Origin of the sequence: Aequorivita xiaoshiensis (assembly GCF_022008395.1) — a bacterium.
GTDB classification, from domain to species: domain Bacteria; phylum Bacteroidota; class Bacteroidia; order Flavobacteriales; family Flavobacteriaceae; genus Aequorivita; species Aequorivita xiaoshiensis.
On record NZ_JAIRBB010000011.1, the window covers coordinates 62,293 to 74,036 of the forward strand.

At 36.3% G+C, this 11,744-nt stretch carries 9 protein-coding genes; 2 read left to right on the forward strand and 7 right to left on the reverse strand.

Features of this window, described 5'->3' with window-relative positions; all coding sequences use genetic code 11:
• Window positions 1-78: 78 nt before the first annotated feature.
• Window positions 79-4,230: a M36 family metallopeptidase gene (locus K8344_RS11570; RefSeq protein ID WP_237608846.1), complete on the forward strand. Its 4,152-nt coding sequence runs from the start codon at window positions 79-81 to the stop codon at window positions 4,228-4,230.
• 80 nt (window positions 4,231-4,310) lie between these two features.
• On the opposite strand, the gene K8344_RS11575 is transcribed toward K8344_RS11570, so the two are convergent.
• From K8344_RS11575 to mnmA, 3 genes are read right to left on the reverse strand one after another with little or no spacing between them, the layout of a single operon-like run.
• Entirely contained in the window at window positions 4,311-5,252 is a 942-nt protein-coding gene (locus tag K8344_RS11575) for an NAD(P)H-dependent flavin oxidoreductase (protein WP_237608847.1), read from the reverse strand.
• Window positions 5,252-6,916 (reverse strand): S8 family peptidase, encoded by a 1,665-nt coding sequence (locus tag K8344_RS11580; RefSeq protein WP_237608848.1) that lies wholly within the window; start codon window positions 6,914-6,916, stop codon window positions 5,252-5,254. The genes K8344_RS11575 and K8344_RS11580 overlap by 1 nt, the downstream gene beginning before the upstream one ends.
• A 9-nt stretch (window positions 6,917-6,925) precedes the next feature.
• Entirely contained in the window at window positions 6,926-8,128 is a 1,203-nt protein-coding gene (mnmA, locus tag K8344_RS11585; protein ID WP_237608849.1) for a tRNA 2-thiouridine(34) synthase MnmA, read from the reverse strand.
• Between the two features lie 205 nt (window positions 8,129-8,333).
• On the opposite strand from mnmA, the gene bshC reads away from it, so the two are divergent.
• Window positions 8,334-9,950 carry a bacillithiol biosynthesis cysteine-adding enzyme BshC gene (gene bshC, locus K8344_RS11590; RefSeq protein ID WP_237608850.1) on the forward strand — a complete coding sequence of 539 codons (1,617 nt, stop codon included), beginning with the start codon at window positions 8,334-8,336 and terminating at the stop codon, window positions 9,948-9,950.
• An 80-nt stretch (window positions 9,951-10,030) separates the two neighbouring features.
• Here the strand turns inward: bshC and ftsY are convergent, their stop codons facing one another.
• The 4 genes from ftsY to rpmB form a co-directional block, all read right to left on the reverse strand.
• On the reverse strand, window positions 10,031-10,984 hold the full coding sequence (ftsY, locus tag K8344_RS11595; protein WP_237608851.1) for a signal recognition particle-docking protein FtsY: 954 nt from the start codon (window positions 10,982-10,984) through the stop codon (window positions 10,031-10,033).
• 136 nt (window positions 10,985-11,120) lie between these two features.
• A complete protein-coding gene (locus tag K8344_RS11600) occupies window positions 11,121-11,273 on the reverse strand; it encodes a DUF4295 domain-containing protein (RefSeq protein WP_139856086.1) in 153 nt (50 codons plus the stop codon).
• Between the two features lie 8 nt (window positions 11,274-11,281).
• A complete protein-coding gene (gene rpmG, locus K8344_RS11605; protein ID WP_045081706.1) occupies window positions 11,282-11,464 on the reverse strand; it encodes a 50S ribosomal protein L33 in 183 nt (60 codons plus the stop codon).
• A gap of 27 nt (window positions 11,465-11,491) precedes the next feature.
• Entirely contained in the window at window positions 11,492-11,731 is a 240-nt protein-coding gene (gene rpmB, locus K8344_RS11610) for a 50S ribosomal protein L28 (RefSeq protein ID WP_014782807.1), read from the reverse strand.
• Between the last annotated feature and the right edge of the window lie 13 nt (window positions 11,732-11,744).

Sequence of the window (11,744 nt, forward strand, 5' to 3'; positions counted from 1 at the left end):
GTGAAATAAACAGTGTCAATTGCTAAATAAATTTTTATTTATTGTAATTTTAAGATTCCATTAAATTTCAATTATAATATGAAAAACACTACCCTATTTTTACTAGCACTGTGTTTGCTGACTTTTCAGCTCAATGCACAAGACACAAATCGAGAAAAAGAAAGGAGAGAGGCAAAAATTTTAAATGAGCCATCCTCTATTTCTTTAGAAGAACTCATCAAACAAAAAAATGACACCTATGTAATCACTAAACAACATGTAAGTAGTATTAGCGGTGTTCATCACATCTATTTACGTCAAGCCATAAACGGAATAGAAGTTTACGGTACAGAATCTAGCATTCACATTGACAAGAACGGAAAGGTATTAGTAGCTCACAACAAATTTTTAGCAGATATTCAAGCTACTTTAAAAAGTAATGCTCAAGGAATTTCTGCAAAACAAGCAATTACTTCTGTAGCTAGACAAATGAACTACAAAATTGGCAATCTTCAAGAAGTAAAAAGCATCGGCGGTAAAAATAAGGCTGCAGTTTTTAATAAAGCAGATATTTCTTCAGAAGACATTCCTGTTAAACTAATGTATTATTACAGACAAGGGATAGGTACTCAACTAGTTTGGGAGCTTTCTGTATCTGAAACAACGTCACCAGACTGGTGGAACTTCCGCGTTGATGCGTCAACCGGAAATATTATTGACAAAGACAATTGGACCTTATACTGTAATATATTAGGAGATCACGAAAACCACATTCACGCTGCTGAAACCTCAGCACCTTTTGTTGGGCCGATGAATGAGCCTTATAATTACAACAATACAAATTCTTCGACAACTACATTGGCTCCAGCAGCAAGCTATAGAGTATTTGCTATGCCGGTAGAAAGTCCAAATCACGGAACCCGAACTTTAGTAACAAACCCAGAAAACCTAACTGCATCCCCTTACGGATGGCATGACATTAGCGGTAATAACACTGCTGATTACACCAATTCACGCGGAAATAATGTTGATGCATATGACGATGACAATGCAAACAACCAACCAGACAATAAATACGCGTTTAGCCCGGGCGGTAATTTAATTTTTGATTTCCCATTAAATACCAACTACAGTAATAGTGACCAATCGGAGAGCGCTGCAATTACAAACCTTTTTTACTGGAATAATATTATCCACGACGTAACTTATCAATATGGTTTTGATGAAGCTAGTGGAAATTTCCAACACAATAATTATGGAAAAGGTGGCTTAGGCAATGACCGAGTTAATGCAGAAGCGCAAGATGGCTCGGGAACATGTAATGCAAACTTCGCGACTCCCCCAGACGGAAACAGACCTCGTATGCAGATGTATGTTTGTGATAACAGAGATGGGGATTTAGATAATATGGTAATTGTTCATGAATATGGGCATGGTATTTCTAATAGATTAAGCACTTTAGGCGGACAAGAACAAATGGGTGAAGGATGGAGTGACTATTATGGGTTAATGCTTACTATGCAAAGCGGAGATTCTGGAACCGACTCTAGAGGTGTTGGAACTTGGTTAATGGGAGAAGGTCCTAATGGTCCAGGAATTAGAACTCATCCTTACAGTACAAATTTTGCAATTAACCCTCACACATATGATGATATAAAATCAGAAGTTGCACCACATGGAGTAGGCTCTGTTTGGACCGCAATGCTTTGGGAAATGACGTGGGAGCTAATTGCTGTACACGGATTCGATACAGATTTTTATAATGGAAGTGGTGGAAATAATATTTCTTTAGCCTTAGTAACAGAAGCTCTTAAACTACAACCAAGTAATCCTGGTTTTGTGGATGGTCGTGATGCTATTCTAGCAGCAGACATGGCTTTATACGGAGGAGCTAATCAATGTGCAATTTGGGATGCATTCGCCAGAAGAGGACTTGGTTATAGTGCCATTCAGGGCTCATCTAGTAGTAAAACAGATGGAACTGAAGCATTTGATTTACCACCAAACTTTTCAAGCTTAGATGTTGTAGATGAAGTTTGTCTTTCAGACGGTGTTCAAACTGGTCTTTCAGGAGGTAACCCTGCTGGCGGAGTTTATAGTGGACCTGGAGTTACAGATGATGGAAACGGAACAACCTTTACATTCGACCCAAGTGTTGCAGGTCCGGGATTAGTAACGGTGACTTATGCAGTAGATGATTTCTGTACTGGAAACCCTACAACAATTACCGATGAAATTAATGTAACGAACGAACCTCCTGTGATTATTTGCATGGGTTCAGGCGGTGTGCCAATGACAGGTTCACAATCAAGTTCCCCAGGTGTTGCAATCCCAGACGGGAATTCAAGTGGGGTTACCGTTACGATGAATGTTACAGAAGATGTTACAATAACCGATTTAGATGTAGATTTAAACATATCACATTCTTGGGTGGGAGACGTAATTGTTAGAATAAAATCTCCAGCTGGTACTACCGCTGTTATCGTTGATAGACCAGGAAGAACAAATTCTGGGTACGGTTGTTCTGGCGATGATATTGTTGCCACCCTTGACGATGAAGCTGCAACATCTGTAGAAAATGAATGTTCGAGTTCAACACCAACTATAAATGGAACATTCAAACCAAATAACCCTTTGTCAATTTTTGATGGTGAAAGCACTTTAGGAACATGGGAACTTAAAGTTTCGGATGTTGCAGGTGGCCTTACTGGTACACTGAACACATGGGCTATAGATTACGATTACGAAATTAACGCTCCTGTATTAGATGTAACACTTGACGGTACCGGTAATGCTACTATAAATGCAGAAGCATTATTATACGACGTTAGTGTTGAATGTGGTAGTTACACTGTACTTGCAGGAAGCCCATTAGCTCCAACAGTAAGTTTTAGCTGTTCAGATGTTGGCCTAAATACAATTTTAGTTGAAGTAACAAATGACAGTGGAGCTAGCTCTACTTGTTCTGCAGTGGTTAATGTTATTGGTACCGGCGGTGGCGGTCCACTACTTTGCCCAGGTGATATCACACAAGATAACGACCCAGGGGTTTGTGGTGCAGTTGTTACATATACTGTAGACTCTCCAGCAGGATGCGGTGGTTCAGGAACTATAACACAAACAGAAGGTTTGGCAAGTGGAAGCACATTCCCTATTGGAACTACGGTTAACACTTTTGAATATGACGACGGAATTAATCCGATAGAAACTTGTTCTTTTTCCGTTACTATAAATGACACTGAAGCACCTACAGTAGTTTGTCAAGATATTTCTGTACAGTTAGACGCTTCTGGAAATGCAACTATTACCGCTGCAGATGTTGACGGAGGTTCTAGTGATAATTGTGCTATTGATACATTAAGTATTTCAACCAGCTCATTTACTTGCGCAGATTTAGGTGCAAATAATGTTACGCTAACTGTAACAGATGTAAATGGAAATACAAGCACTTGTGTAGCTATTGTAACAGTAGAAGACAACCTTCCTCCAACAATTAATTGCCCTGCAGATATAACTGTAAATACTGATGCTGCTATGTGTGAAGCAGTAGTTAGTTTCACCACTCCAACGGCAGCAGACAACTGCTCTGTAACAGTTGCACAAACAAGTGGTTTACCTAGCGGAAGTAATTTCCCTATTGGTGTGAGCACTATTGAATTTACAGCTACTGATGGTGAAGGCAATACTACTACTTGTAGTTTTACTATTACAGTAGAAGACAGTGAAGCACCAGTAATTACGTGTCCTAATGATCAAACAGTGGATACTGATCCTGGGAATGAATTTTACATACTACCTGATTACTTTGGAACTGGAGAGGCAACAGCAGTAGATAATTGTACATCTCCTGTTACTATTACTTCTCAAAACCCAGCGGCAGGAACACAACTTCCTGAAGGAGTTCATACAATTACGTTAACTGCTCAAGACGAGTATGGAAACGATGCCACTTGTACGTTTGAACTTACTGTTAATGAAGTCTTAGGCATTGGTGATAACAACTTAGATTCGGAAAGTGTACAAATGTATCCTAACCCGACTACACACGCTATCACCTTAGGAAAATCAACAAGTCTTTCTCTTGAAAACTTGAAGATATTCGACTTAAGAGGAAGAGTAATTAAAACAATCGATCTTAGAAATATGGGTGCTGAAAAAGTTATTGATGTTTCTGAATTGGCTTCAGCTACTTATTTTGTAATTATTCAAGGTAAAGATGGTCAAGTAATAAAAAGACTTATTAAAGAATAAGTTTATAATTATCCTAATAACAAAACCCTTCCGAAATAAATCGGAAGGGTTTTTGCTTTTTAAAATATTTAATAAGAAGGCTAAAAGCTAGCTACTTCCTTTTTTGCAGTTTGAAATTCTTCAACCATTTCTTTTAATATAACTCCAGCTGGTTTAATATCGTGAATCAGTCCAGAAACCTGCCCTATTTCTAATTCACCTTCAACTAAATCTCCCTCAAACATTCCACGTTTTGCACGAGCCCTACCCAAATGTTTGGCGAGCTCTTCTTTGGTAGGATTCGTTTTATACAACTCCATAACACTTTCAAAGAATTCATTCTTAAGCATTCTTACTGGAGCCAACTCTTTTAAAGTAAGTTGGGTATCTCCTTCTTTTGCGTCTACCACCATTTGTTTAAACGCATGATGTGACGAAGCCTCATTCGATGCCACAAAACGACTACCTACCTGTACCCCATCTGCACCTAAAACCATAGTAGCAAGCATAGCGCGACCTGTAGCAATACCTCCAGCAGCTATTAATGGAATCTGTAACTGTTCCTTTACCATTGGAATTAAAGTAAGTGTAGTGGATTCTTCACGACCATTATGACCTCCTGCTTCAAAACCTTCAGCTACAACGGCATCTACTCCTGCTTCTTGTGCTTTTAAGGCAAACTTTACACTACTAACAACGTGAACTACGGCAATCCCGTTTTCTTTAAGTTTAGAAGTGTAAGTCTTTGGATTTCCAGCCGAGGTAAAAACTATTTTAACCCCTTCTTCAATTATTATATCAATAATTTTTTCGATATCAGGATAAAGCATTGGCACATTCACCCCAAATGGTTTGTCTGTAGCTTTTTGACATTTTATTATATGTTCCCGAAGCACTTCAGGATACATTGAACCTGCTCCCAAAAGACCTAGTCCACCTGCATTAGATACAGCACTAGCCAAACGCCAACCACTATTCCATATCATTCCACCTTGAATAATTGGATATTCAATCTTAAAAAGCTCTGTAATTTTATTCTGCACTATTTTTTTATGATTTTGTAACTTGTTGTTTTATTGCTTGAAGTAATAGATGCAATATACATCCCTGAAGTTAGGTTAGATAAATCAATGCGATTATTACTAGCCGTTATATTAGCTTTAAGTATTTTTTCACCTAAAACATTGTACATTACAAATACAGCATTTTCTGCAGTTTTAGGAAATGAAATATTTACTTCAGTTGTAACTGGGTTTGGATATAAAGCAAATTGATTTTTTTGAAGCTCTTGATCGTTCACTTTAAGTAAAAGTGTGCTTAATGCTTCTCCAAAATTTGGAATTCCATAACCCATTAAATCTGTAGGATTGTTGTATAAATGTGCAGACTCACGAATTGCTTGCATAACGACATCGTTTTTTAAAGTGGGAACAGCACTCCATAAAGATGCCACAGCTCCAGCAATTATAGGTGAACTAAAAGAAGTTCCATTAGAAGTTAATGGATCACCCCAATAATCCGTGGTTTCTCCAAATCTATCTACAACAGCTGTATTAGCCCCTTGAGCCATTACATCAGGCTTTACTAGTCCAGCTGAATTAGGACCATAAGAGCTGAAATACACATAATTTTCGTTTGCATCCACTGCGCCTACCGTGAAAGAACCTGGCGCATCTGCAGGAGTTCCCACATAACCAAAGCCAGAACCGTCGTTACCTGCAGAGGTAACCGTAATCATACCTTTATCAAAAGCTATATTAGCACCGCGAGCTGCAATAGTAGTTTCTCCATCTAAATCTGAATATTGATGAGTATAGGCTGATTTGTCATAATCTTGGTAACCTAAAGAAGTATTACTCACGTAAACCCCTAAGCTATCGGAACGCTCCAATGCTTCTACCCAATAAGCCTCCTCAGCAGGAGACTCTTCACTATCATCCTCGGTAATAAATAAGTAATAGGAAGCATTTGGCGCAGTACCTACAAATTCATTTGTAACCACCGCAGCGGCATCACTTAAGGTTAAAGCTCCGTGACCACCAGTTCCATTTGGACTTTCCACACGAGCAACAAAATCATAATACCCAAGTAATCTTCCTTCATCACGCATATGAGCATAAGCAGGATTGTACAATACATTAGGATATCCATTATCCATAAATGCTACAGCAATTTCTTGCCCCGTAAAGTCTTCTTGATGCAAAACATCAACACCAATCATTTCAGTCTGATTCTCAGCATTCCCATAATTATAAACTACTCTTAATTGCTCTTCTTGTTCTATTTTGTTCTGTAAAGATCTAAACTGTCTTTCAAATTCTTTAGGTCCAGGTCTATTCATACTTTTATCAGCATATTCAATATCTGAAACAAATGAAAGATTTAAAAGATTATTGATATTTGTTAAAGTTCCTCGCACATAAACAGCATTTAGCCATTTTGATTTTGCAAGAACTGTAATACCCGTTGCATCTTCTATCTGTGCTTTTTGCACTTCATTTAAAGGTACATCCCGTTCATCAATAACAATACCTTGTGCTAATTTTCTATTTATTGCCGCTGTAGTTAAAATAGTTGATGGGTCTGCCAATGCAGCCGAAACCACCGAAGGATCCTTAGGTTCTAAAAAAACCAAGGCATCTTCTAACTGTGCAAAACTTAAGGTTGACACAAATGCAAATACTACTAATAGGAATAATTTTTTCATATAATATTTTTAAGAGATAACACCACTTCCAAGTAACTCAGCTCCGTTATACCAAGCCACGAATTGACCCTCTGTAATGGCAGATTGCGGATTATCAAAGATAATATAAAGTCCTGAATGCGTGCAGTGCAATGTTGCTTTTTCTAATGGCTGTCTATAGCGTATACGAGCCATAACTTCCATCTTTTCATCTTCTTGAAGCTTTAAATCTTCACGAACCCAATGAACTTCTTCATCCTTTACAAAAAGTCCGCGTCTATAAAGTCCTGGGTGACTTTTACCCTGTCCTGTATAAATAATATTTTCAGCCACGTCTGTGTCTATCACAAATAATGGTTCTTTGGTACCACCAACTGCTAGACCTTTTCGTTGCCCTTTAGTAAAATAATGCGCTCCATTGTGAACCCCGACTTCTTTACCATCAGATTTTGAATACTTATGTTTTGCTGATAGAAATTCAAGTTCTTCCATCTCAGAAGTAAATTCTGGAGTTTCCACTTTATATTCTGGCAATGTTGCTGGAACTTCAACAATTATTCCATCTTTAGGAGCTAATTTTTGTTGAAGGAAATCTGGCAATCTCACTTTTCCTATAAAACACAAGCCCTGAGAATCGCGTTTTTCAGCAGTGATAAGATTTTGTTCGGCTGCGATTTTTCTAACTTCAGGCTTTAATAATTCACCAATCGGAAACAATGTTTTGGATAGTTGTTCTTGCGAAAGTTGACACAAAAAGTAAGACTGATCTTTATTAGGATCTTTCCCTGCTAGTAAATGATGAATTTCTGTTTCAACGCCATTCTCTTTACTTCTTGAAGTTGTTTTTCTGCAATAATGTCCAGTTGCGACAAAATCTGCTCCCAACCCTAGCGCTATCTTCATAAACACATCAAATTTAATTTCTCGATTACAAAGCACATCTGGATTTGGAGTACGTCCCATTTGGTATTCACGGAACATATAATCTACAATTCGCTCTTTATATTCTTCACTTAAATCTACAGTTTGAAATGGTATTCCTAATTTCTCAGCAACAAGCATTGCATCGTTACTGTCTTCTAGCCAAGGACACTCATCTGAAATAGTTACAGAATCGTCGTGCCAATTCTTCATAAAAAGACCTATAACTTCATAGCCTTGTTCTTTTAACAAATAGGCTGCTACACTAGAGTCTACACCTCCACTTAATCCTACTACAACACGTTTTTTCATGGGTATTTTTGAAAGAACTATCACCTTTAATGGCCATAGTTTTTGGATGTGCAAAGATACAATTACTATGCCCGAAATTCAAACTGCAAATACAGTGACTTTAAACAATTTTAAAAGGCCTTTATTACAATCTGAAATTAACGTATCTTTAAAACCTAAGCCCACATAAATCGGCTATTTTTGTTCAAAATCTTTCATACTGCACATGTCAATTAAATCTATTCCTTATAAAGAGACTGGTTATTTTTCTAAACTTATCTGCGACTACTTAGCAGAAGAAAAATCATTAATTCCTTTTTATAATCGTTTTCCAAATTTGGAGAACTTCAAACTTCAAATTGAAGAGAAACAAAATAGTTTTAATATTCGTCAGAGACGGTTATTATCCAAACAGATTATGTTGCAATACGGGTACAACTCTATATCCCAAGCTACATTAACAAACTTAGACTTGCTTAAGGAAAACACTACTTTTACCGTAACAACTGGGCATCAGCTCAACCTTTTTACCGGACCACTGTATTTTCTTTACAAAATATTTTCAACGATTAACTTATGTGAAAAGCTAAAAGAGCACTATCCTAATTTTAATTTTGTTCCCGTTTATTGGATGGCAACAGAAGATCACGACTTTGAAGAGATAAATTATTTTAATACATACAAAAACAATAATACTTCCAGGTTAGAAAAGCATAAATGGGATAGAAATTCTTCCGGCGCTGTTGGAGAATTAAGTACTGAAGGCTTAAATGAGGTTTTTGAAAAATTAAAAACACAATTTGGAAACAGTGAAAATGCTAAGGAGCTTCTTAAATATTTTTCTGACGCTTATTTAAAAAATGACAATTTAGCTGATGCTACTCGACACTTAGCCAATACATTGTTTTTTGAATCTGGATTGGTAATTGTCGATGGCAATGATGAGGTTTTAAAGAAACATTTCATTCCTTATGCTGAAAAAGAAATAACTGAAAACTTAAGTTTCAAAAAAGTTTCTGAAACCACTAAAAAACTAAAAGACCTAGGTCATCCAGAACAGGTACATCCTCGAGAGATTAATTTATTTTACTTAAATAAGAATGTTCGGGAACGTATCGTTGAAAGTGAAGGTGATTTTTACGTGAATAACACTGAAATTTCATTTTCTAAGGAGGAAATTTTAGCCGAAATTAATGATAAGCCACAATGCTTTTCGCCAAACGCCTTACTGCGTCCATTATATCAAGAAGCTGTATTACCAAACCTCTGTTATATTGGTGGAGGCGGCGAACTAGCATATTGGTTTCAATTGAAAGATTATTTTAATGAAGTAAAAGTTCCATTTCCTATTCTTTTATTGAGAAATTCAGCTTTAATAGTTCCTAAAAAATTATTGGAAGAACTAGAAACTTATGACGTTTCTATTAAAGATTTATTTCTTCCACAACAAGAGTTAATTTCCAAGCACGTTTATAAAATTTCGGATATTGAAATTGATTTTTCTGAACAAAGAGCGTTTTTAAAACAACAATTTAAAGATTTATATGTACTAGCTGAAAAAACGGACAAGTCGTTTCTTGGTGCTGTGGCTGCTCAAGAGAAAAAACAACTTAACGGATTAGATAAACTTGAATCTAGATTACTAAAAGCGCAAAAAAGAAAACTTTCTGAGAAATTAAACCCTGTAAAAAATATTCAAGGTACTCTATTCCCAAATGGTAGTTTACAAGAGAGAAACCTGAATTTTTCAAACTTCTATTTAGATAATGGGGAAGAAATATTAGATATTATTAAAGAGAATTTAGATCCTTTAAACTTATCTTTTACCATTATTGAAGTTTAAATTTCAACTCCACAAAAAACACAAAAACCCACCTTTAGATTAAGAAAGGTGGGTTTTTTAATAAAGTTTTATTATGTGATTTATTTAAAGAACGAATCCACAAATTCAATTTTATTAAATACCTGAAGATCCTCCATTCCCTCACCTACTCCAATATATTTTACCGGGATTTGAAATTGGTCGCTTATACCAATAACAACACCACCTTTTGCAGTACCGTCAAGTTTAGTAACTGCTAGAGAGGTAACTTCGGTTGCAGCTGTAAATTGCTTAGCTTGTTCAAATGCATTTTGGCCAGTAGAACCATCTAAAACTAATAGTACATCGTGAGGCGCATCTGGTATAACTTTCTGCATCACACGTTTTACTTTAGTAAGCTCGTTCATTAAGTTTACTTTATTGTGAAGACGCCCTGCTGTATCTATAATTACAACATCAGCATTTTGATTTACTGCGCTTTGTAAGGTGTCAAAAGCAACACTAGCGGGATCACTACCCATACTTTGTTTAACGATGGATACATCTGTTCTATCAGCCCATATTTGCAATTGATCGATCGCGGCAGCACGGAAAGTATCGGCAGCACCTAAAACTACCTTCTTACCTGCTTTTTTAAATTGATAAGCCAATTTCCCAATGGTAGTAGTTTTACCTACACCATTTACCCCAACAACCATAATAACATATGGTTTTTTATTTGATGGAATTTCAAATTCGGTAGCGTTACCAGAATCTATTTCACTTAAAAGCCCAGCAATTTCTTCGCGAAGAATTTTATTTAGCTCATCCGTACCTAAGTATTTATCCCTAGCAACTCGCTCTTCAATTCTTTCAATTACTTTTAAGGTAGTATTTACACCAACATCACTAGAAACCAATACCTCTTCAAGATTATCTAAAACCTCATCATCAACCTTGCTTTTTCCGGCTACAGCTTTACTAAGCTTATCGAAGAAAGATGTTTTAGTTTTTTCTAGCCCTTTATCAAGTGTTTCTTTTTTCTCCTTGGAGAATATCCTTTTAAATATACTCATGGTTTCCGTGGTCGGTTAAAGGGTATAAATTTATGCCATTATTAGCTCAATTTTATACCTGACTATTTTTTAAATAACAAAAATACGAAAAGCCACCTTCGTAAAAAAGTGGCTTTAACTCAATATTTTAATCTGGTTATTTTTTGTTTAACCAGTCGTTTACCATTTCTGGAGACATAATAGCCTCAGTAAATGTATATGCTCCTGATTTTTCCGATTTAACCATTTTAATAGCTTTGGTTAAACGTTTTGAACCTGTCTGTAACGATGCTACTGATTTCTTTGCCATTTTATCTCTTATTTAATCTCTTTATGAACCGTCATTTTCTTAAGAATTGGGTTGAATTTCTTCAACTCCATTCTATCCGGTGTATTCTTTTTGTTTTTGGTAGTGATGTAGCGAGAAGTTCCTGGTTTACCAGATTCCTTATGCTCAGTGCACTCCAAAATTACTTGTACTCTATTTCCTTTTTTAGCCATTGTAATAGACTTTATTGATTATTGCAATTATTTAGTTAAAAAGCCTTTTTCACGCGCTTCTTTCATAACCGCAGAAATACCTTTTTTATTGATATCTTTAATAGCAGAAGCTGAAACTCTAAGTGTTACCCACTTATCTTCTTCTGGTATATAAAAACGCTTTTTAAGCAAATTTACATCAAACTTACGTTTGGTTTTATTCATCGCGTGCGACACGTTATTTCCAACCATCGCTTTCTTTCCGGTAAGTTCACAAACTCTTGACATTTCCTTAACTTTA